This is a genomic window from Ectothiorhodospiraceae bacterium BW-2 (genome assembly GCA_008375315.1).
Classification (GTDB): domain Bacteria; phylum Pseudomonadota; class Gammaproteobacteria; order Thiohalomonadales; family Thiohalomonadaceae; genus BW-2.
On sequence record CP032507.1, the window covers coordinates 3,475,506 to 3,499,121 of the forward strand.

The following is a 23,616-nucleotide window of genomic DNA, read 5'->3' on the forward strand; positions in this document are numbered from 1 at the left end:
GAGTTTCAAATCATAACCCCGATTTATGCTTTTGTCATTATCGATAACGACTTTGGAGGCTATCGCAGTAACTTCTCCAGCGCTGCTAAGAGTTGATCTCGCTGCTGTTGTAGCTGTTGTAGCTGCTGCACCTGTTCGACCTCTCCCTCTCCTTTTTGATGCGACACCTGTTGCAATAGCGCTATCGCCCGCTGGTGGATAGCGGTATGCAGTTTTATGATATGGGCAGTCGTTGCAGCATCGGTATCGGTGTAGGGTGCTAGCCCCTGTGCGGCCACCCATTTACCAAAACGGCACTGGTGCGGCTCCAGAGCTGGGGGGGACGGCTGCTGCTCTAGCAGATGGCGCTCTAGGGCGCTTATCCAAGCGCGATGCTCTACCATCGCAAACAGCAGAGGTAGTTCGTGACGCTCTACCCGTCTTATCTGAGCACAAGCGGCATCGTGCTGCCACTGCGCTAGCCACTGCGCTACTGCTGCAGCTGGCATCGGTCGAGAGATCGCATACCCCTGCCCTAATAGACAGCCTAGCCTTAGCAACATCTCGCCATGGGCACGAGTCTCCACCCCTTCAGCAATTAGCTGGCGCTGAAACGACTCGGCTAGGCCAACAATCCCCTCCAAAATCGCCAAGTCATCGACACTCTCCAACATATCGCGCACAAAGCTCTGATCGATTTTAAGGAGCTGCGCCGGTAGCCGCTTCAAATAGGTTAACGAGGCGTATCCGGTTCCAAAATCGTCCAGCGCAAAGGTGACCCCAAGCGCCTGGCAGGCGTCAATCGTCGCTGAAACGAGCGAGATATCCTCCAACGCACTCGACTCCAACACCTCTAGCTCTAGCTGGATGGCGACATCTGGATGGCGTGTAAGTGCTAATTCGAGCTTATCGACAAAGTCGCGTTCCAGAAAGTGGCGTCCGGCAATATTGACACTAACCGGTAGCTTGATCCCCTGCCTCTGCCACTGCTCCATCTGCGATAGCGCACTCTCCACCACCCACTCACCGACCTCAATAATTAACGAATGGTTCTCTATCTGTGGTAAGAAGGCGGCCGGTGGCAGTAATCCCCGCTGCGGGTTCTGCCACCGAATGAGCGCCTCAAAACCGATCACTTCCCCGCTGTGCATATTCACCTTCGGCTGATAGAAGAGCACAAACTCCTGCCGCTCTAGCCCTTGGCGAATCCTCTCTATCGACTCATGCCGTCCTCGCATTTGGCGGTCGTGCTCGGCATCAAAGAGATGGTAGCGATTTTTGCCCTGCTGTTTGGCGATATACATCGCCTGATCGGCCTGTCGCAACAAGAGATCCGCATCGACCTCTTCGTTCTGCGGATAGTAGGTCACCCCTAGGCTGGCCGATATCTGTAGCCGACTCCCCTCAATCTGCATAGGCTTAGCTGCAGCGTGCAGCACACGCTGCAATAGCGGCAGACAGTCATCACATGGCTCGACCTCCAGCAGCACCGCAATAAACTCATCGCCACCGATACGGGCGAGTGTGTCCCCCTCTCGTAACGCCGATTTCATCCGCTGTGATAGCTCGACTAACACCCTATCGCCGATAGCGTGGCCGTAGTTATCGTTAATCTGCTTAAAACCATCCAGATCAAGATAGACCACCGCTAACCGACTCTGATGGCGCTGTGAGTGCGCAAGCGCCTGTGCCATGCGATCGTTGAGGAGGACTCGGTTCGGCAGGTGGGTTAACGCATCGTAGTGGGCGATATGCTCTAGCTGCTGCTGATGCTGCTTTAGTAAGGAGATATCGGAAAAGAGCGCCACATAACGACTAATCTGACCATGGTCATCATAGATGGCACTAATCGTCAGCAGCTCTGGATAGACATCACCGCTCTTACGCCGATTCCATATCTCGCCACTCCACCGCCCCTGCTCTATTAAAGAGCACCACATCGCCTGATAGAAGCGATGGCTATGGCGACCGGAGGCAAGAATGTGGTGAGTTTGACCGAGCACCTCTTGGCGCGAATAGCCGGTAATACGGCTAAAGGCGCGGTTGACATCGATAATAGTCCCCCTCGCATCGGTAATCGAAATTCCTTCGCTCGCATGTTCAAACACACTCGCCGACTGCCGTAGCTGCTCCTCTATCTGCTTGCGTTCAGTAATATCACGCACCAGCGCCACGATCTGCTCTCCTCGATTGAGCACCATCTGTCTTAGATTGACCTCAACCCAAAATAGGGTGCCCTCTAGCCGCCGCGCCTGCCAATCGAAGCTCTGCGGCCCGTCAGTTCGCACGCGAGCGATATGCGCTAGCGCCTCTTTAAGTGAGTAGGGCGGATGGTTGCTGCTCATCTCCGCTAGAGTGAGAGTTAACGCCTGCTGCCGACTACAGCCATACATTTCACACATACGACGATTGACATCCAGCACCGCCCCGGTATCGGCATCAAGGATAAAGATAGCATCGCCTGCGGCATCAAAAATGGCGCGAAAGCGGTTCTCACTCTCGGCTAGCGCCTCAACCCGCTCGCGCACCATGCTGGTCATCGCGTTAAAATTATCGGCCAAGATACCGATCTCATCCTGTGTCGGCACCTCAATTGGCTGACTATAGTTCCCAGCACTAACGCGGCGAGTTGCCGCAAGTAGCTGAGCAAGGTGGCGCGTGAGTAGATAGCCCGCTGAGGTCAGCAGCAGTAGCGAGAGAAATATTTCCAGCGCTGCAATTATCAGACTCTGTGTTAAGACCCGCCCCCGCAGCGTCAACAGCGCCTGTAGCGAGAGCCCGAAAGCCACCCGACCTACTTCGGTATCTCCCGAAAGGGTCAGGGGCGTGACGGTATCATAGGTTAGATCGTCTAGCGCCTCGGCCACGGAGCTATCAATATCCCCCACCTCATGCCGCGCGATGCTACCGCTATGAGCTAGCAGCCGACCGCGCATATCGTAGAGAGTGAGATAGCGAAACTCACTCCTCTCGCCCCCTGAGAGCTGCGATAAAATCGCCTCAATCTCGCTATGATCGCGCTGAAACACCAGCCCCGCTAGCGAAGCGTTCAACAGCGGCGTCAGCGACTCTAAGCGCATCCGCGTCTGCGAGTCGAGCGCCTCGCTAACTAGCCGATAACTGTTCGCTAGCAGCAGCGACAACATTATCGCCTCAATGATAAGCGCGGTAACGACCAGTTTAAGGCGAATAGATCGCTGCCACGGCAGCTTCTCATCATGGTTAACCTCTGCCATGATCGCGTCAGTGCGGTAACGCTTTAAACAGGCGAAGTACGCCGGTAAATGGGTCGAGTGAGCGCATCGTCTCCTCGTCTAACGGGCGAAAATCGATCTGCCCCGTCGTACTAAAATAGCGCTGCCCCGCGGCACTCGTGGCAAAAGAGAGCAGCGCCTGCCGTAGCTGCCGATAACGAGCCTCCCCTAGACGGGGATGGGAGAGGAGTAGAAATCCGGGCACCGACTCGGAGCGATAGATCTCCTTGAGCGCCGCCCTCTGAGCCTCTGGGGCTCGTTGCCATAAGATAGTACCGGTCGCCCCCGCATCGGCCTCGCCGCGCACGACCGCCTCAATGACATTAGAGAAGCTGGCGGTCTGAATAAACTCCACCTCCCGCTCCAGTTGCAAACCACGCAGCGCCAAGGCGTGGTTAACTAGCTGATAGGTCATAGAGAGCTTCGCGCCAATAGCCAGTGAGTGGTGTTTCAGATCATCTAGCTGCTGCAGCGCCCCCTCTTTACGAGTCACGACCAGCACCTCAATCCTCCATCCGCTCTGCGCTAGCGGCTGAAAGGCGCTCTGCTTCTGCGCCAGCCGCCCTAGGTGGGGGGCGGTAAAGATCAGATCATAGTCGCCCCCTCGTGTCCTATCGATAAAAGCGTTAAAGTCGGGGGCAGAACGCAACTCCACTTCTCGACCTAACTGCTGCTGTAGGTAGTCGGCCAGTGGCGAGAAGTAGGTCACAATCTCACTCGGTGAGAGATAGGGGTAGATCCCAAAGACCAACGACTCACCCGGCGGCTCTGTCGCGGCCCATGCCGACGACCCCCACCCCAAACCCAACAACAGCCAAAGCAGCGCTAGGCTGCGGCGCAGATACGGCTCCATCTCCCCCCTCCTTCGTAATGCCATTCACTCGTGCCCCCCTTTGTGCTCAGATGGCCAAACGATAAGCACAGCCCCCTGCGGTAATGCGGGGACAAACTTTTTTTCAATCCTCCAATATTGCCACACCGACGCGATAATGACTACAGCCCCAGCTATCAATTTTATCCGTAAATAAAAATTATTTTTAACCCCAGATAAGTCAAGAGGGCTAACCCTCCCTCCAGCGTCGAAAAGCTCTTTTGACAGTGAAAGCCCGATTAGTTACCATTGGCTACCCCTAAAGGTTGACACAATTTCAATGTTATAACACTTTAACTATACGAAAACGACATGAGTGATTCTCCGCTGAATGAGACCCCGAGCACCTCTCACAATATCGAACTAAATCAGTTACATATCTTGCTGATAGAGACCCACCAGACGACTCGAATCAGCATTAAAAACCAGCTCTATAAGATGGGTATTCGTGATATCTCCCAAGCTCAGAGCTACGATGAGGCTAAAAAAGTGATTAACCGTCAGGAGTTCGAACTTAGTGCCATCGTCTGCGACTGGGATCTGGGCAATACCACCGGCCTAGAGCTCCTCAAAGAGCTGCGTGGCGGTGAGCGATACCGCTCGATTCCCTTTCTACTCATGGCCGCCACCAAAGTCAAAAGTGATATTATTCGCGCCATACAGGCGGGGGTCAGCGGGGTTATGCTCAAACCCTTTAATGGCAAAACCCTGCAAGAGAAGCTACACCAACTCATCTATAGCCCCGAAAAGCGCCCCCTTTCGACCCGCTCCCCACAAGCAAAAGCTGACACAAACACCGCCCCCTCCCCCCGCTCCCCCCAAGAGAAGCGGAGCAAAATTTTGGTAGTCGATGATCAGCCCGACAATATTATGCTTATCGGCGATATTCTACAGGCTGACTACCGAGTTGTCGCCGCCACCGATGGCGAGAAATTTCTGCAAACAGTACAAAAAAATCCCGATATTGAGCTCATCCTACTCGATATCATGATGCCGAAAATCAATGGTATCGATGCCTGCCGCGCCCTAAAGAGAAGACCAGAGTTTGAACACATTCCGGTGATTTTTGTGAGCGCACTCTCTGATGTCATTGATCTACAAAAAGGTTTTGCCGCCGGCGCGGTTGACTACATAACTAAGCCGATTGAGCCATCGATTCTACTCGCTCGGGTCAAGGCCCATATCCACCTCAAACAGAGTATGGATAGCATGAAAAACGAGGTCGATACCCTAGCAGAGACCGCGCGGCTACAGCTCGAAATGGAGCAGCTACACCACATCAACATGAAAAAACCGATCGCCGATCTACTAACCCGCACCCTCCGTCTTAGCAAAAGTCGCGGTATCGATGAGGAGGCGCGACGGGAGCTAGAGCAAATCGGCCAAGACGCTAAACAGCTAATGCGTCAAGTCAACCGCACCCTAGTCCTGACCCAAATCGAAAATAACAGCTACCAACCCGACTGCAACTTAGTCAACTTGCGTGAAGTCATCGAGACGGTAAGTAGCGAACTAGCCAAATCGTCCCCCCTCAAACCCCAACTGAGCTGCCAAGGAGAGGGGATCATTCGGGCAGAGCAGCTACTGTGCCAATCCATCATCGAAAATATACTCCTTAGCGCCCTGACCATCGCGCCCAATCCAGCGACGATAACGATGCAGCTACAGGGGCTAAAAAAAGGGCAGCAGTTTACGGTGACAGTGCCAATCCTGCTCCACCGCACCCTAGTGGAGGAGTTTTTCCAGAAATTTACCCACGAAAAGGATGGCCTGCCGGGAAAAGCCTACTCCGCCCAACAGATGGCCAGACTACACGGTGGCGATCTAATCCTAGAGCAGCAGGGTGAGACGACACAGCTACGGCTAACACTGCTAAATAACCCCACGATCTGCCGCGATTAACCCGACATGAGCCCCACCCCCTCCAACTACTATTCGGTGCAGGTGACTAAAGTTAACCCGTACCACCTCGACATTCTCACTATTCAGCTCGAAAGCGAGCTACAGTTACCCCCTAAAGAGCTAAGAGAGGGCTTAGAGCATCCACCCTATCTCCTCCCCATTGAGTTTGACTCCCTCGCCCAAGTCCGGCAGATCTGTCGCAAGATCAAAAATCACGGCTGTAAAGTAGCGGTAGAGCAGCACTACGATTTCGATAGTTTAGATATCGACAGCGATACCGAAGGGGACGGCTCGGAACCCTCCCCCTCACCGTGGCCAGATCGACTCTGGCGCTGGATGAGGTGGCTGATAGCGGCACTTATCATTGTAGCCGTTGGGGTTGGAAGTTGGCTGCTGCTACCAGACGATCCGCAGGAGGACTCGACAGCACAACCGCAGAGTAGCCCCCGCGCCCCCCCTCAGCCTCCGCCATTTTTATCCCAATCCGATACCGATCTCTCGCTATCAGAGCTCTTTACTCGAATCGACGAGCAGCAGCTCTCCATCACTGAGCGCCAAAACTACTCAGAGCACTATCAACATCAGGCAGAGGAGAGTATGCAGCAGATGGTTGGTTTTCTCACTTTTGCAATCGCCTTTAACCCCAATAACTACCGCGCTTGGAAAAAATTACACCACACCTATCTCACCATGGGCATGAGCGTTAAAGCCGATGAAGCCGATGAGATAGTCAGCCGCTTTCCGGTGGTTCCTGAGTAGCTCTTTATCGTGACAATAGCTGCTCAACCCCCACCAGCGCCTCCGCTAGCGCCTGCTGTAGCTGCTGCTGCATAGGTTCGATCTCGGCCCACGCCTGCCGGCGCAGCGCCTGCTCTAACTGCTCTGCTGCTAGGGAGAGCTTAACCGCGCCTAGTGTCGCCGCTAGCCCTTTCAGAGTATGGGCAGCGCGTACCGCCCCCTGCAGCTCCCCTCGCTGATAGTCACTCAAACAGCTTAGCCGCAGCTCCTCTGCTCTCGGTTTAAACTTCGCTAGCAGTTTAAGATAGCGCTGCTGTTTACCGCCTAAATAGCGCAACCCCGCCTCAATATCGAGCCCGGTGACTGCGTTAGGCAGCGGTTCAGCATCCAGAACAGACTCCACAACAGCAGGCGCTAGCCCCCGACTCGCTAAGTCGGGCAGCCATTTGGCCAGCATGCTATAGAGCTCTACCGGTGCTATCGGCTTGGTTAAATAGTCGTTCATACCAACCGCCATAGCTCGCTCATAGTCACTTCGCATCGCGTTTGCCGTCATCGCGATCACCGGTAGGTTGTCCCATCTAGGATGGCGTCGAATCTCCTCTGTGGCACTGTAGCCATCCATTACCGGCATCTGACAATCCATTAACACAATATCAAAAGAGTGCTGTTGTAGCTGCTGCAGCGCCACGGCACCCTGTTCGGCGATCACGACATCGACCCCCACCTCAACCAAAATATCGGTCGCTAGCTCCCGATTGAGCTCATTATCCTCCACTAACAGCGCCTTCGCCCCTTGTAGGTTACGAAACAGGGCCTCCTCCCCTAAGGCTAACTGCGATCGTCGGGGCGAGAGCTCCCCCATCTGCCGCTGTAACACCACGGTAAAGTGGAACTTAGAGCCCACCCCTAGCTCACTCTCTACCCCGATCTCGCCTCCCATCAACTCAGTTAGCCGTTTACAGATCGCCAGCCCAAGCCCTGTACCCCCATAGCGGCGGGTGGTACTGTTATCGGCCTGTTGAAACGGCTGAAATAGCTCGCTCAACTGCTCCGCACTTATACCGATACCGCTATCGGTGACACTAAAACGCAGCCTCACCTGCGTCTCACTCGCCTCCCCATCTAACGCCACCTCCACTTCGACCACGCCGCCGCGAGGGCAAAATTTAACCCCATTGCCTCCTAAGTTATTGAGAATCTGCAACAGCCGCAGCGAGTCTCCCACCAAACCTACCGGCACCTCCTCGGCTAGAGTCACCGTGAGGATCACCCCCGCCTCCTCAGCCCTAAAGCCGATAATCTCCTTAAAATCCTCCAGCAGATCTTCTAGCCTAAAGGGTATCTGCTCTAGCTGTAACTTACCCGCTTCGGTTTTAGAGAAGTCGAGAATATCGTTCAAAATGCCCAACAGGTTAATGCCGGCGCGGTGGACTTTGGCCATATAGCTCTGCTGTTTGACCCTATCGCGACTTTTGCAGGCCAGATCGGCCATGCCAATAATCGCATTCATCGGGGTGCGAATTTCATGGCTCATATTGGCTAAAAAGAGGCTTTTGGCCCGACTCGCGCTTTTGGCCTGCTCTATTGCAACCATTTTTTGCTGCAGTAGCTCCCCTAAGTCGTGATTAAGTGCCGAAATCTGCTGCTGTTTGTCCAATATCTCCTCTTCGTAGGCTAAAAAGGCCTGCTCCAGAGCAGCTAGCTCATCGCCCCCTCCATAGGAGACAACCCGTTTGGTTTTTGAAAGGATGAGCGTCGTGGTTCGCTCTAATCTGCGGGTTAAGTAGCGGGTAAAGATAACGGTGATAGCTAGTAACAGTATCAGCGTCAGTAGCACTAGTAGCTGCAACTCTTGACTTAACTTGGTTAACTCCTGATCAAAGTAGCGTTGTGGCACCATTTTATAGAGCTGGGCATCAAAGGTTTTATAGTGTACCGGCTCAACAAAGTTCCAGAACCGTTGCCCATCAAGTGTTAGCTGTGTCGCGCTGCGCCACTGCGGCTGCTGCAGTAGCTGTGTTGTCAGCGTCTGCTGGCTTAGCTCAACATGTTGGGTCTCAAATGCCAACAGAATAGTCGTCTCAACTGGCGAGCTGATGATCATCTTGCTCTGGACTTGCTGCAATAGAAAGGTTGCTAGTAGCACCCCCTGATACGACCCCACTCGATCAGCGCGGTAGGGGAGCGATAGATCGATAACTAGCTGTTCGGTAGAGTGATCAAAATAGGGCAAGCTAAAGTAGATCCCCCCATTTAGCAGCGGATGGCGAAAACGGGGATCATTAAAATAGGAGAGCTGCTGTTGTTGCCGCAATAGGGCATCGGGGTGCACCTCCGAGACAGTTAGCCACGCCCGACCTTGCAGGGAGAGCGCCTGTAACTGAATCAGCGCCTCATCGGCACCAATAAAGGAGAGAAAGTCGGCGCGATTGGCAAGGTGGTCTGCCTCATTTAGACGGGTAAAGGTCGTTAACAGCTTGAGCGACTGTTCAAATCGCTTCAATTCGGTTAGTAACTCGTCTCGGTGAAGGCGATTTTGCACCTCAACACTATTGGTCAGCTCCCTAAAACTCTCTTGTTGATAACTCTGTCGCAAAAAACCGAGTAGCATCAAAAACACGAGAAATAGCGGCAGTACAATACACAGCAGAATTTGGTGACTAAGTCTTAAGCCGCGACTCACCCTTCCCCTGCTCCCATTGAACACAGCACCACTCTCAAAGTTATTGGTTGATAATGATGTGTAGTTTTTCGCTCACCGTATCGGGCAACTTAACTCCCATCCGTTGGGCGCTCTCTAAATTAATCAGATAGTCAGCTTTGAGATAGCGATTATTGAGCTGCTGAGGCGGTATCTTCTTGAGCAGTATGGCGTTACTCATCTCGACTAGGATATCCATCATTCGTTGCAAATCTGGAACCACGCCATAGAGTAGCCCCTGCTCAACATCGTGCCGAGTTTGGGCCACGACGGGAGTACGGTGCTGCCACTGCCACGCCACTAGCTTCTGAATATCGGCCCGTGGCAGGGAGGAGGGAAAGAGCAGTAGCAGATCGACCCGCTGGGTTAGCTGCTCTAGTAGGGGGTCGATATCGTGCTGATAGTGGACAATCTCTAGCGCCATCTGCTGCGCCTGAAATAGCTGCCGAGACTCGATACAGTCAAGACGGGAGGCTAACGCCTCATCTGCGTGAATAATCCCCACCACCCGTTTAGTCTCCGGTTTGACGCTATGGATAAACTCAGCTAGCGCCTTAAACGATGAACGATAGAGATAGACAATCGCCTTTTCATCCTCCTCACCCTTTGTAGCTGGAGAGTACAGAGTGACCCCCACCGCGGGTTGTGACCCCAAATCGGGCAACATCCCCTCAAGGACATTCCCAGTCAACAGAATTAAATCGGCCGTTACCGTCTCTATCTCATCAAAGTAGTCGAGGGTGAGATTCTCTTTGATACGATAACCGCTCTGTGCCATCTGTTGCAGATAGGCGTCAACCAACCATTGAGGAGAGCGGTTCGCAAGCGCCACCCGATAGTGCCCCTCAATAAGGGGAGCCGCCGCCTCCGCCGCCAGCGCAGTCTCAAGCGGCTGGCTAGCGATCCCGATAATGTGCGAACTCTCTACAAACTCGGGATTTAATTTGATCTGTAGCGCATCAGCCGCCCTCAAATTGACCCAATTGTCGGCCGAAAAGTAGCTCAGTGGTAGATCTTTGGCCGCTCTACCGTTAAGCATACTCTCCATGTAGTCAACCAGTTGTACTGCGATCTGTTGATAGTTGGTGGTATAACCGGCCACCAGCCCCATCTCGACATGTGTGGCAACTTGGGTTATCACCGGTATCCGATAGCGGTGCTGTAGCTCGACAAGCAGCGGGATTAGCGGCGTCGGTACTGAGGGGGGAAAGAGAAACACCACCTCGTAATGGGTTGCAATCTGCGCCATCAGCCGCTCTAAATCGGCCGCATCGCGATAGGTCTCAACCGCCATATTTAGCTTAATCTCCTCTGCCGCCTGTAGATATTGCTGGGTGTGTTGAGTTAGTCCTGACGAGTCGTTATAGATAAGCACCGCGCGGGTGACCCCCTCCACAATACGGCTCATATCGTCAAAAGCCTTCTTTAGATGGGCGGTACGATAGACTCCGGTCACCCTCTCCTGCATCTCCTTAGGGATGGCATAGGAGCCTTGCATAGTCAAAAAGAGAATCGGTACTTGAGGCTGAATCTCGTAGAGTTGGGTAATTCGATCACCGGAGGAGTAGAAGATATCGACGCCCGCCTCAATCGCCTCTGCCGTTGTGTTATTGAGATCAAACGCAATCGTGGTGAGGTTCTCCCCCTCAATATAGCCGCGCTTGCGCAGCTCAATGGCTATCTGGTCGTAGATAGGTGCCGAATGCTGTTTGGGTATCCCTAACCGAAACGGTGCCTCGGCCCAAAGCGGCGGCGACAGCAGCCCCACTATCAAACAGAGTAGGGTCATCAATCTATCCATTCTCAGCCTGCCCCTAAGTTGTCAAGGTATAAAGTTGCCATGGCCTCATTTTTGTACAGCGCATGGCTCAGCTCGCCGATAATCGCCAACGCCTGCTCAAATTCAAACTCCTCCACTGCCCGCTCTAGCCGCCGATAGTCGCTAAAATCGAGACTCGATTTGAGTGTCGCCAAGGCCTGATCATCGACATCGGCACGCAGTAGCACCGTCTCAAGCTGCTGTAGCGCAGCCACAATGTCGCGCTGGTCGATGGTTGGGGAGGTGGTTAATGTCGTCGCTACAGCAGGAGTGGCCTCAGCGAGCCACGACTGTAGCTGCTGCCACTGCTGCTGCCATAGCTGATAGTGATCAGGTTGTGGTGGTCGCGCCGCTGCTGCCCGCTGCTGTAGGCGGTTAAACAGCTCGTTGAGACTATCGAGAGCTAAGTTAGCGCTCACCCCTTTGAGGGTGTGGCAGAGAGCGGCCAGCTCATCCCACCGTTGCAGCTCACTTAGCTGCTGCAACTGTTGTGGCAGCGGTTGGTAGTCACGACAGAAGCTAGAGAGCGCCCGACAGTAGGCCACCTCATCACCCCATAGCGCTAATCCGCGCTGATAGTCGAGCCCCGCCATTGGGGGCTGTTTCTCCCCGCCACCATCTTCGGTCTCTAGCGGCTGCCGGCAGTAGCGCTGTAGTAGCCGATTTAGGCAGCTAAAATCGATAGGTTTGGTCAAAAACTCATCGGCACCGGCTGCCTGCGATAGCGCTCTTTGTTCCGGCATCGCATTAGCCGTTAGCATCACAATCGGGGTTTTAGGTCGCGTTAACTGCGACTCTAGTTGGCGAATGCGCCGCACTGCCTGTAACCCATCCATTTTCGGCATCAACATATCCATTAAGATCAGATCGACCGGCTGCTGCTGCCACAGCTCGACAGCCTGCTCGCCATCATTAGCGATCACAATCTGGTGCTGTTTTAGGCGTCGGATTATCAGTTCGCGATTGACGGCAATATCCTCCGCTAACAGCAGGGTGAGTGGGTATGATGTCTCACACGCTGCCCCGTCAATATCGCTATTCGGCAGAGAGAGCACATCGGTTTCCGCCCTCGGTAGCGGTAGCTCAAACTGAAAGCAGCTCCCCTTGCCCAGCTCACTCTCAACCCAAATCCGTCCCCCCATCAGTTCGACTAGATCGCGCGAGATGGTCGTGCCAAGACCACTGCCCCCATATTGGCGGCTAATCGACTCATCGGCTTGGGCAAAGCGTTCAAATATTCGCTCTAGCCGCTTCGAGTCAATACCGATGCCGGTATCGCTCACACTAAAATAGAGTCTATCCGCCACCTGTGTCGGTTTGACACCAATGATCACCCCGCCTTTGGTGGTAAATTTGACCGCATTCACTGCTAAGTTAAGGATAATCTGCCGCAAACGGGTCGGATCTCCCACCACACAGTCACTCACAGCGTGATCGATCCACAGTTCAAAATAGAGCCCCTTCTCTTGCGCTTGAATGGCTGCGATACTCCGCACCTCGTCGAGTAGCTGTTGCAGGCTAAAGGGGAGCTGCTCTAACTCCAGCTTGCCCCCCTCTAGTTTGGAGAGATCGAGCACATCATTCAGCAGTGTTAACATCAGTTTGGCCGCTGTCGCGATGGTCGTAAGCTGTTTATGCTGCTTTGGCCGCAGCGGCTCCTCTAGTAGTAGATCGGTTAGGCCGATAATCGCATTCATCGGAGTCCGAATTTCGTGGCTCATATTGGCAATAAAGGTCGATTTAGCTCGATTAGCCTCCTCTGCCGCCTCTTTTGCCAGCGCTAGCTGCTGCTCTACCTGCTGCCGTTCGGTCACATCCTGTACGGTGCCGATAAGACGCACCATCTCGCCGTTCGCCGAAAATTGCGCCTCGCCCCGCTCATGTACATAGCGGACTTCGCCATCAGGACGAAGGATGCGGTGAACGACCTCATGTACCCCGCACTGCTGCGCAGCGCTCTCGCTACTAGAGACTAGCGCTCTATCATCGGGGTGGATCGACTGCTCAAACAGCTCTATTGAGGGGGTAATCGCGTAGGGCTCATACCCAAAGATGCGGTAGATTTCGGCCGACCACTCTAGCTCCCCCGTCACTAAATTGGCCTGCCAGTGGCCCAAATGGGCCATCTCTTCTGCCTGTAGTAGCGCTAGCTCGGCCATTTTCCGTTCGTGGATATCAAGCACCACCCCGAGCATATTTTGCGCCTCGCCAGCACGGTTACGGATCACATCGCCCCGCTCTTGTACCCAGTACACCTCGCCACTAGGCCAGAGCACTCGGTGCTCGATATTATAGATCGCCCCCTCGCTAATGCAGCGATTAACCGCCTTTACCACTCGGTCACGATCTTCGGGGTGAATCGCCTGCAAAAAGTTCTCATAGCTAGTCTCCAGCTCGCCGGAAGGGTAACCAAATAGTGAGGCGATTCGCTCCGACCAGTAGAGCTCGCCGGTAGCGATATTCCAGTCCCAGGTGCCGATATTGGCAAATATCTGGCTTCGTCTAAGCCTATCGGAGAGCTTTCGTGCCTGCTGCTCCATCTGTTTAATGCGGGTGACATCGGTTCGAATCGAGATGTAGCGGTAGGGGGTACCCTCCTCGGTGACAAACGGTACGATAGTCGATTCGACCCAGTAGAGTTGACCATTTTTAGCTCGGTTACAGATCTCCCCTTGCCAAATCTGGCCACGACTGATGGTCTGCCACATCTGACGATAGAAGTCGCTATCGTGGGTGTTCGATTTGATTAGGCGATGGTTCTGTCCTAATAGCTCCTGGCGACTATAGCCGGAGATTTGGCAAAAGAGTTCGTTAACCTGCACAATGGTGCCGCCAGCATCGGCGACACTGACAATGGTATGGTGGTTAAGCGCCTGTAGCTCCTGCTCCCACTCTTCACTAGCCTGCTGACGGGAGGAGAGGTTCAAGGCTATCTCTCCACCCCTTCAATCCAGCGCGAACGGATCTCGATAACCTCTGGTAGATGGTCAAGCAATCGTTTAACTAATTGAGGATCAAAGTGCTCCCCCGCCTGATCCTGTAGCAGCTCGACTGCCTTCTCTAACGGCCACGGCTCCTTGTAGGGGCGACGGGTGGTGAGGGCATCAAAGACATCGGCCACTGCGACAATGCGCCCCTCTAGTGGAATAGCCTCTGCCGCTAGCTGCCGCGGATAGCCTTTACCGTTCCACTTTTCGTGGTGAGTTAGGGCGATATTTTTCGCCATTGCAAACAGCTCTGAGTCGGAACCGACCTGTTCGATAATCTCCGCCCCAATCTGCGGGTGCTCTTGAATCACTGCAAACTCCTCGGCCGTCAAACGCCCCGGCTTTTGCAAAATATGGTCAGGAATACCAATTTTACCAATATCGTGCATCGCGGCGGCGTTAAGCATCAGTTCGCAGCTATCGCTGTTCCAGCCAGAGACCCGCGCTAATAGCTCACTATAGCGTGACATCCGTTGTACATGCATACCGGTCTCGTTATCTTTAAACTCAGCCGCTTTGCCGAGCATAATGAGGCTCTTAAAACGGGTATCGCGCAGTTCGTGGTGCTGATTACGCAGCTGCTGCCGACACTGCTGCTGCTGCTGGAGCAGCGCTAAATGGGTTTCGACCCGCCGCCGCACAATCGCCGGTCGTAGCGGTTTGGTAATGTAATCGACGGCACCGAGCTCAAAACCGCGCGCCTCATCGCCAATATCGTCTAACGCTGTGACGAAGATGATGCCAATCTCTGAGGTACGGTGATCGTGTTTAAGTCTATCGCAGACGGTAAAACCATCCATCTCCGGCATCATCACATCGAGCAGAATTAGATCTGGCTGCTGCTCCAGCGCATTATGGATCGCTTCACTACCCGATTTGGCAAACATTAGCGTATATTGATCTTTTAATATCTGTCGTAATAGGTGTAGATTGCGTGATTCATCATCCACGACCAATATTTTACTGCTGGTGCTCATAGCTGTTAAATGCTCTCTCTACTGATCTTGACTTGCCAAAACGCATGGTAACGCTTTTATTGCCTTTACCATAGTCTAAATCGCCTCTATGATCTGATTTTTACCACCCTTTTTCGCATCGTACATCATATTATCAGCACTGGTTAGAATGTCGTCAAATGTAGCTCCATTATGAGGGTAATAGGCGATACCGATCGACACACCCACTTGACACGCGATACCCTGCTCCTCTAGGCAAATCGGCCGGTTAATAACTGCCAATATCTTTTTTGCAACGGTAAGTGCTGCCCTATCCTCTTTGGAGATATCAGCCACAAACAGGGTAAACTCATCCCCACCGAGGCGGGAGACCATATCTTCGCTACGAATCATTGCTTTCAGTCGATTGGCAATTTCGAGTAAAACCCGATCCCCAGCCTGGTGACCATAGTTATCATTCACCGCTTTAAATCCATCTAAATCGAGAAAAAAGAGCGCCGCCGATCCCCCTTTTCGCTGTAGATGAGATAACCTTTGGGTCACATAGGTGGTAAACATTGAGCGGTTAGGCAGTGCGGTTAGCGTGTCGTGAGAGGCCAGAAAGTCGAGCTCACGGGTGCGTTCAGCCACCCGCTGCTCTAACTCCTGCTCAAATTGATCGCGCCGGTTAATCTCTAGTTTTAGATGCTTAGTGACCCATAGCGCTAGGGCAATACTGCTTAAAATCCCACTCGCTAGCAGTAGCAGCAACTCAATCGTCGCCGTCATTATCTGGCTACGCATTGACTCCGCCACTTCGCTAATTAGCTGCCGCTGTAGCGCAATAAACTCCTCCATCAGCGCCATCGCCCGCTCCTGAGAGGGGAGTGACTGTTGCCAAAAGAGGGTGTAGGCGGCCGCAAACTCCTCTCCTAGCAGCAGTTCAGAGATTTGAGACTGAACTCTGCCGGTATTGAGTGTTTGGGTATGTTGCCGCTCTAGGAGCTCTCGCTCCCGCAGGCTAAGTGGCATCGACAAGAGCCGCTCGCGGTTGGCAAAATAGTTGGCCATCACAGTGCCCATATCCATTAGTAGCTGATCGAGTGCAAAGGGATCTTTGACCAACAACATATTTTGTATCGCTAGCGAGCGCTCGCGGGCCATCTTTAGCTGCGACCCCATTAAATCGATCTTAGTGTAGTGATCGTGAATCACCACCTCCACCTGTCTATCGAGCCGGTTAATGACCCAAAGAGAGATAACCGTTAGGCAGAGAAAGAGCGTCACCAACCAGACAAAGACCAGATTAATCGATCTAATTGTCGCTTGAGTAGTGCTCATGCAACTAGCCGCTTTGTGATCTCAAGCCGAGAAGCCAACAGAGGAGTGTATGGCATAGCATGGTGGTTAACTATGTTATTTAAATTATATTGTAAATGGTCGGGGTGGAGGGATTCGAACCCCCGACCCACTGCTCCCAAAGCAGTTGCGCTACCAGGCTGCGCTACACCCCGAAAAAGAGCCGCAATTCTAACTAACCTCCCCGCTATTAGCAAGATTTAATTGCGTTTTTGAGCGCTAAGTTCAGCCGCTATCATGACGGGGGTTAAAGATTGAACATCGTCACGATTAAAACAGACCACACCACCACATAACTCATACCAAGCCGCCCCCCCACTCCACTTCGCTAGCGGGCGTGTTCCCTGATAGCGGCGAGGGAACAGATATAGCCTATCAGGTCGGTAGAGTAGGTTGTAACTGACCCCCTGTTCATGAAGGTGTGCAATCGCTCGCCACCCCTCCTCGGCGCCACTGAAACTCATCACCTCTGTCGGGTAGGGATCGCTGCCGCCATGATGGCACCACTGCCTTGACTCAACAGGTAACGGCGCTTGGCGCACAAAGAGCTGAACATGGAGGTGATTGACCGAAGCAAAGGCTCCATAGCTGTTATATCCCCCCCCTATGCCGGTGATCCTCTCTCCTAGCCATCGCATGACCCCCCACAGATAGTTATGATCGGCCTCGGTCAAATATTGTGCCGCCTCTCGTTGCCGTTCAGGCACTAGCAGCAGGTGGTAATCGATAAAAGGAAATTTGTTATAGAGCAGATCGACCGCTCGCCCCTGTAGCTCCCCCTGCCATAGAGTTTCGGCGCGTAAGAAGGGTCGGTTAAAGTGGAACCCTTGCGCATCAAACGGCTTGTGGTTGGTCACGACTCTCTCTTTGGCCGCACGAGGCGGACGCAACGCCCGTAACGGGTTAAACTGTAGCTCCCACCGACCACACTGGTGCGTTTGAGCCGGCTGCAAAGCCGTCAGACCGATAGCCATGAGCTTTAAAAATACCAACACATCGTCCTCACTCTCGCTCAAAGAGAGGCCCCGACGCAACTGCTGGCGCAGGGTATCGGCCTGGCGCTCAAACAGCGGCACGAGGGAGGGGCTTAAGGAGCGCCACAACGCCGGCTGTTGAATCGCATTAGCTAACACCAAAATCGTGGCACCAAGGCTCTGCTGCTCGGCTACTCGCTGTAGCTCTGCGGCAAAGGTGGCACTCAGTTGGGCTAAATCAGCAAATAGCTGCTCCTCGGTCACAAAGAGGCCCGTTTAAGTGGGGTTGAGCGGAAACGGTAGCGTGACAGCGGTCGAAAATCCGGCCGCATTACGGTGCCCTCCGCCACCAAAACGGGTGGCGATTTCGGCCACATTCACCCCCTGTTTGCCGTTTGAGCGCAGTGACCAGCTACGCTTATCAACCATATCCTGATAGCTAGCCGCAAAGGGGCGCTGCTGCGACAGCTCGCCTAACAGTTCGCTAGTAATCTCAGACGGGGCATTGACTACCGGCACTCGATAGCCGCAAATGTCGGCCTCAAACGCCCGCCGTTTGTATCGTTCAACCATCTGGCTGCGAAAGCGATTGATCACCGCCCCCTCCTGCTGTAGCTGTTGGCGCATGGCGGGCTGCGCCATCCACTGCTGCCAACGGGCGATTTCAAACGGGTAGGAGCTGAGCGCGGTAGTCACATCGATACTCTCTGGTCGCGTAAAGCGCCATAGATCTCGATCCTCAATATCGAGCAGTAGCTCCGGTACTGCGCTATGCGGATGAAAATAGCGCCAACTGAGCGTAGCGCCCGACTGCTCCATATCGAAATGGAGCCGCAGGTTATCGATCTCAGACTCTAATCCAGCCAAATCCTCTGCTGCGCTAAGGTGGTGATCGATAATCACCACCTGCTGGCTCTGCTGGCATAGCGTTCGCAACACCTCTCGCTTGTAGCTAAAGTCGAGCAGATAGAGAGTTCGATTGGCGACATCGGGCGGCAGATCACCATGCCGACCCTCAAATAGTTCACACCCTTCGGTGCCAAAATGGGCGACAGCAGCGCAGGCCGCCCCAAAACCATCGAGGCAGTTAGCGTGGTAGATAAGTAGGGGGGAGATGGTAGATAACATGCTATTTCGACTAGAGTTAACGCTACTGCGGAATCACCACTTCCGCTTGGCTACGGAGATAGTCGAGCGTTGCTTGCAGATCGTACTCACTCAGCGCCTGCTGCAATCGTGTCAGCTGCGACGGCCCCTCTGCCGGCAGTTCGGGAGTGATCACACGGTAGAGCGCCACTACCGCCTGACGCCCATCGGCCAGTTCGATATGGTCAAACAGCGGCGCCTGCTCTGGGTGCGGTAGTTTAAATAGCGCCCGAACTAGTTCCGGATCGGGTTCAGTAGCGCTACGCTTGAGCGCCTCAATCCGCTCCCAACTCAGCGTAGGATCAAGCTCACCGCCCTGCGCTAACTGCTGCTGTAGCTTAAGCGCCTCCTTTTGGGCCGTCTCAACCGCCTGCTGCTGACGCAACTGCTCTAGGATTGTGGTTCGCACCTCCTCTAGCGGCTGCTGCTGTTCGGCGATGCGCTCATTCACTCTCACCACAACAATATGATTTTTATCTAGCTCCACCACTTCGCTGTTATAGCCGTTGAGCAGTACCTCATCATTAAAGGCCGCTTGGCGCACCGCGCCAATATCGGTGATCCCGCCGCCCCCCCGATGACGGGAGAAGAGTTCGCTAGTTTGAATCTTTAAACCGATCTCTTCAGCGGCAAGCACCAGTGAATCGGGGTGTTCATAGGCCAAATTGGCCAGCTTATCGGCCAAATCGTAGAACTTCTCATCGGATCGTTGCTGCTGAATCTCCTGCTTAAGTTGATCTTTCACTTCAGCAAAGGATTTACTCTCCCCGCCGCGAATCTCATTTAGCTTGATAAGGTGGTAACCAAAACTGCTCCGTATCGGTTGACTAATCTCACCCGCTTGCAGGGTAAAAACTGCCTCTTCAAAGGCATCATCCATCACCCCACGACCAAAAAAACCCAGCTCACCCCCTTGAGAGGCGGAGCCTGGATCTTGTGAATGGGTTTGAGCTAGGGCGGCAAAATCGGCCCCCTGCTGTAGCTGCTGATAGAGCTCTTCAGCCTGTGCTTTCACAGCAGCCTCATCGCCTCCTACCTCTAGCAGAATATGGGCGGCAGAGCGCTCCTCTTCGGTACGGTAGTTGAGCTTTTGCGCCTCATAGCGGCTCTGTAGCTCCGCCTCTTCCACTGCGATATCGACAGCGAGATCGGCCTGATTAAGCTCCAGATAGTTGATCGAGATCCGCTCTGGCGTGCGATAGGTGGGCAGATTCTGCTGATAGAAGGCCTCAATATCGGCTTCAGCCACCTCTGTCTGCTCTAAGTAGCTCTGTGGCTGCAACAGTAGATAGCCGACATCGCGCTGCTGATGCTGTAACTGGTAATAGGCGGCCGCTTCGGTGGGGGTAATAAAGGCGCTAGCGTGGATGCTGTTACGAAACTGCTGCTGCAACATATCTTGAGCCATCTGCCCCTCAAAATAGGCCGGCGACATCCCTTGTCGAGCTAACAGGGTCTCATACTGCTGTGGATCAAATTGACCCTCGTTATGAAATAGCTCAATCGCACGAATCTCCTGCGCTAACTGTACCGCCCCGATCCGCATCTGCTGTTTAGCAGCCTGCTGTAATACGATCTCATCCTCAATCAGTCGTTGCAAAATTTGCTGTTTCATCGCCTGCTCAGAGAAGAGATTAGCCGGCAGCTCGCCACCGAACATCTCCTGCAGCCGAGTGCGCTGGCGATAGTAGGCGCTCTCTAGCTGGCGTTTGGTAATCTCACTTCCATTGACTGTCGCAGCCGGCAGATCTTTCCCGCCACCCATATATTGATTGAGTCCAAACAGCGCGAACGGAATAATAATTAACCCCACAATCACCCAGGCGATCCAGCTCTGTGCCCGATTACGAATAAAGTTCAGCATATAGGTTACACTCTCTGACTCTGCGTTTTTTTGAGACAAAAAAAAGGGCGCAACAGATGCGCCCTTTGAGTTTGGCGGAGCGGACGGGACTCGAACCCGCGACCCTCGGCGTGACAGGCCGATATTCTAACCAACTGAACTACCGCTCCAAAACATTAACTTGGTGGGTGCTGCAGGGATCGAACCTGCGACCCTCGCCTTGTAAGGGCGATGCTCTCCCAGCTGAGCTAAGCACCCAATCTTTACTCCAACTCAATGACGGCTATTTTACCGCATCCTTTAACAGTTTACCAGCTTTAAATGCAGGAATTTTTGCTTCGGGTATATTAATCGTCTCCCCACTAGACGGATTGCGGCCAGTACGGGCCGCACGAGTACGAACTAAGAAGGTTCCGAAGCCAACCAGACGGACTTCATCCCCCTCTTTTAAGGCCGATATAACGGCGGCCGTCATGCCATCAATCGCTTTACCGGCTGCCTCTTTTGATATATCGGCATGTTTGGCAATGGCGTCAGCGAGTTCAGATTTATTCACAGATAATCCCCCTGTTTTAGTAATAAAATTTCAGTAATCAAATAGGGTGTACCGCAGCCGCACCCCAGTTATGAGGCCATTTTATACCAAGTCGGCTAAAAATGTGTCAAGAAGTTTGCCCATCTCAGTGAGTCTGTATCGGCAGGGAGGCATGTTCTCTGCGTGTCATCTCAGCCCCCTCCTGCACAGCCATATCGATATCATCGAGTGGAATCGGCTCGCGGGTCAGCGCTAAGCGAATGACCTCATCGATCCAGCGTACAGGGGTAATCGTTAGTGAGCCTTTGACATTGTCGGGCACATCTTTCAGGTTACGCCGGTTCTCCTCTGGAATAATAACGGTTTTAATACCACCCCGATGGGCCGCTAGCAGCTTCTCTTTTAATCCCCCAATCGGCAACACTTCGCCACGAAGGGTAATTTCGCCGGTCATGGCCACATCCGCTTTAACGGTAATGCCCGCTAGCGCCGAAATTAGCGCGGTGCACATACCGATACCGGCACTCGGCCCATCCTTAGGGATCGCTCCCTCTGGGACATGGATATGGATATCGCGATTTTCGTAGAAATCGGCCGCAATACCGAGTGCTGCCGCACGGCTCCTAACGACACTAATCGCGGCCTGAATCGACTCTTTCATGACATCGCCTAGCTGTCCGGTGATGGTATGTTTGCCTTTACCAGGCATCACCGCAGTCTCAATCCGTAACAGCTCGCCACCGACTTCAGTCCAAGCTAAACCGGTCACTTGGCCGATCTGATCGTGCTCATCGGCTAGGCCGTATCGGTGGCGCTTAACCCCCAGATATTCCTCCAGATCGGCCACCGCAATCACCGCTGTCTCAGAGCTCTTCTGCTGCAATACCCTACGAACGACTTTACGACAGAGTTTAGCGAGCTCCCGTTGCAGATTGCGCACCCCCGCCTCACGGGTATAGTGGCGAATAACGGCCATCACCGCCTCGTCGGTAATCTCCATCTCCCCCTGCTTGAGGCCGTTAGCCTGCTGCTCTTTGGGAATCAGATAGCGACGAGCGATATTTAGCTTCTCATCTTCGGTGTAACCGGCAAGACGAATCACCTCCATTCTATCGAGTAGCGGCGCGGGAATTTTCATCGAATTAGAGGTGGCGATAAACATCACATCAGAGAGATCATAATCTATCTCCAGATAGTGATCGCTAAAAGTGTGGTTCTGCTCCGGATCAAGTACCTCTAGCAGTGCTGAGGCTGGATCTCCACGAAAATCAGCCGACATTTTGTCGATCTCATCTAGCAAAAACAGCGGGTTACGAGTACCAACTTTGGTAAGATTGTGAATAATTTTGCCGGGCATGGAGCCAATGTAAGTACGGCGATGGCCACGAATCTCTGACTCATCCCGCACCCCACCGAGTGCCATACGGACAAATTTACGGTTTGTCGCTCGCGCAATCGATTCGCCAAGCGAGGTCTTACCAACCCCAGGCGGCCCGACCAAGCATAAAATTGGCCCTTTAAGCCGCTTCACCCGCTGCTGTACCGCCAGATACTCTAAAATGCGCTCTTTCACCTTCTCCAGACCGTAGTGATCCTCGTCTAAAATCGCCTCAGCACGATTGAGATCGTGGCGCACCTTGGTTTTTTTGCGCCACGGCAGCGAGACTAGGGTATCGAGATAGTTACGCACCACGGTCGCTTCAGCCGACATAGGGGCCATCATCTTCAGCTTGTTAAGCTCAGAGTTAGCTCTCTTTTTCGCCTCGTCACTTAGGCCACCCTTCTCGATCTTCTCCTGAAACTCCTCGACTTCACTAGTTCCCCCCTCATCGAGATCGCCCAGCTCTTTCTGAATCGCCTTAATCTGCTCATTCAGATAGTACTCGCGCTGGCTCTTCTCCATCTGCTTGCGGGTTCGACCATGAATCCGTTTGACCATCTGTAGCTTATCAAGCTCCTGCTCAATCAGATCGAGCAGTTCAGAGAAGCGCTGCTCAATATCGACAATTTCTAAAAGGCGCTGTTTCGCATCAATATCGAGCTCCATGTGGGCAGCAGCGCTATCAATGAGACGACCCACTTCGTGAATCCCCTCTAAGGTGGTAAGAACTTCAGCGGGAATCTTCTTATTAAGCTTCAGATACTCTTCAAACTGAGATAGAACCGCCTTAATCATCCCCTGCGCATCGCCACGGATCGGGCCGCTCTCCCCCATCTCAGCCACAGTCGCTTGATAGAAGCTCGCGGTCACATCAAAGTTGAGAACTTCAATCCGCTGTTTACCCTCGACTAGCACCTTAACCGTCCCATCGGGCAGACGCAGTAGCTGCAAAATATTGGCTAGCGTTCCGACACCATAGACCTCACTCTCCGATCTCGGGCTCTCCTCAGAGGCGCTCTTTTGAGCCACCAACAGCAGTTTTTTATCGGCAGCCATCGCTGCCTCTAGTGCTCGAACCGACTTATCCCTACCGACAAAGAGGGGAATAACCATGTGGGGAAAGACGACGACATCTCGTAGCGGCAACACGGGCAAAGTACGGGAGTGGGGCATGGATTCTACTCTCTTA

14 protein-coding genes and 3 tRNA genes are annotated in these 23,616 nt (G+C 53.4%); 2 read left to right on the forward strand and 15 right to left on the reverse strand.

Annotation, left to right across the window (positions count from 1 at the left end):
- Nucleotides 1-59: 59 nt before the first annotated feature.
- Nucleotides 60-3,215 carry an EAL domain-containing protein gene (locus tag D5085_16350; protein QEP44565.1) on the reverse strand — a complete coding sequence of 1,052 codons (3,156 nt, stop codon included), beginning with the start codon at nucleotides 3,213-3,215 and terminating at the stop codon, nucleotides 60-62.
- 7 nt (nucleotides 3,216-3,222) lie between these two features.
- On the reverse strand, nucleotides 3,223-4,110 hold the full coding sequence (locus D5085_16355) for a phosphate/phosphite/phosphonate ABC transporter substrate-binding protein (protein ID QEP44566.1): 888 nt from the start codon (nucleotides 4,108-4,110) through the stop codon (nucleotides 3,223-3,225).
- 306 nt (nucleotides 4,111-4,416) lie between these two features.
- Between D5085_16355 and D5085_16360 the strand changes: the two genes are divergently transcribed.
- Complete coding sequence (locus tag D5085_16360) at nucleotides 4,417-6,006, forward strand: response regulator (protein ID QEP44567.1); 1,590 nt, start codon at nucleotides 4,417-4,419, stop codon at nucleotides 6,004-6,006.
- Nucleotides 6,007-6,012: 6 nt separating this feature from the next.
- The gene (locus D5085_16365; GenBank protein ID QEP44568.1) at nucleotides 6,013-6,765 is read left to right on the forward strand and encodes a hypothetical protein; all 753 of its coding nucleotides are present in this window, start codon (nucleotides 6,013-6,015) and stop codon (nucleotides 6,763-6,765) included.
- Nucleotides 6,766-6,769: 4 nt separating this feature from the next.
- Here the strand turns inward: D5085_16365 and D5085_16370 are convergent, their stop codons facing one another.
- The 13 genes from D5085_16370 to D5085_16430 all read right to left on the reverse strand — a co-directional run bounded on the left by D5085_16370 (nucleotide 6,770) and on the right by D5085_16430 (nucleotide 23,600).
- A complete protein-coding gene (locus D5085_16370; GenBank protein ID QEP44569.1) occupies nucleotides 6,770-9,430 on the reverse strand; it encodes a response regulator in 2,661 nt (886 codons plus the stop codon).
- A 40-nt stretch (nucleotides 9,431-9,470) separates the two neighbouring features.
- Nucleotides 9,471-11,249, reverse strand: a complete 1,779-nt coding sequence (locus tag D5085_16375; protein QEP44570.1) for a hypothetical protein — start codon at nucleotides 11,247-11,249, stop codon at nucleotides 9,471-9,473.
- 2 nt (nucleotides 11,250-11,251) lie between these two features.
- The gene (locus D5085_16380) at nucleotides 11,252-14,194 is read right to left on the reverse strand and encodes a PAS domain S-box protein (protein QEP44571.1); all 2,943 of its coding nucleotides are present in this window, start codon (nucleotides 14,192-14,194) and stop codon (nucleotides 11,252-11,254) included.
- A gap of 2 nt (nucleotides 14,195-14,196) precedes the next feature.
- Nucleotides 14,197-15,231, reverse strand: a complete 1,035-nt coding sequence (locus D5085_16385; GenBank protein ID QEP44572.1) for a response regulator — start codon at nucleotides 15,229-15,231, stop codon at nucleotides 14,197-14,199.
- Between the two features lie 75 nt (nucleotides 15,232-15,306).
- Nucleotides 15,307-16,530, reverse strand: a complete 1,224-nt coding sequence (locus tag D5085_16390; protein ID QEP44573.1) for a diguanylate cyclase — start codon at nucleotides 16,528-16,530, stop codon at nucleotides 15,307-15,309.
- A 96-nt stretch (nucleotides 16,531-16,626) separates the two neighbouring features.
- Nucleotides 16,627-16,703: transfer RNA gene (locus D5085_16395), tRNA-Pro, on the reverse strand.
- A 45-nt stretch (nucleotides 16,704-16,748) separates the two neighbouring features.
- Entirely contained in the window at nucleotides 16,749-17,786 is a 1,038-nt protein-coding gene (locus D5085_16400) for a hypothetical protein (GenBank protein ID QEP44574.1), read from the reverse strand.
- Between the two features lie 12 nt (nucleotides 17,787-17,798).
- Nucleotides 17,799-18,650 (reverse strand): phosphoesterase, encoded by an 852-nt coding sequence (locus D5085_16405; protein QEP44575.1) that lies wholly within the window; start codon nucleotides 18,648-18,650, stop codon nucleotides 17,799-17,801.
- A 22-nt stretch (nucleotides 18,651-18,672) separates the two neighbouring features.
- Nucleotides 18,673-20,532 (reverse strand): peptidylprolyl isomerase, encoded by a 1,860-nt coding sequence (locus D5085_16410; GenBank protein QEP44576.1) that lies wholly within the window; start codon nucleotides 20,530-20,532, stop codon nucleotides 18,673-18,675.
- A 72-nt stretch (nucleotides 20,533-20,604) separates the two neighbouring features.
- Nucleotides 20,605-20,681: transfer RNA gene (locus tag D5085_16415), tRNA-Asp, on the reverse strand.
- 12 nt (nucleotides 20,682-20,693) lie between these two features.
- Nucleotides 20,694-20,769, reverse strand: a tRNA-Val gene (locus D5085_16420).
- A 25-nt stretch (nucleotides 20,770-20,794) separates the two neighbouring features.
- On the reverse strand, nucleotides 20,795-21,067 hold the full coding sequence (locus tag D5085_16425) for an HU family DNA-binding protein (protein QEP44577.1): 273 nt from the start codon (nucleotides 21,065-21,067) through the stop codon (nucleotides 20,795-20,797).
- A gap of 124 nt (nucleotides 21,068-21,191) precedes the next feature.
- The gene (locus tag D5085_16430) at nucleotides 21,192-23,600 is read right to left on the reverse strand and encodes an endopeptidase La (protein ID QEP44578.1); all 2,409 of its coding nucleotides are present in this window, start codon (nucleotides 23,598-23,600) and stop codon (nucleotides 21,192-21,194) included.
- Nucleotides 23,601-23,616 lie beyond the last annotated feature (16 nt).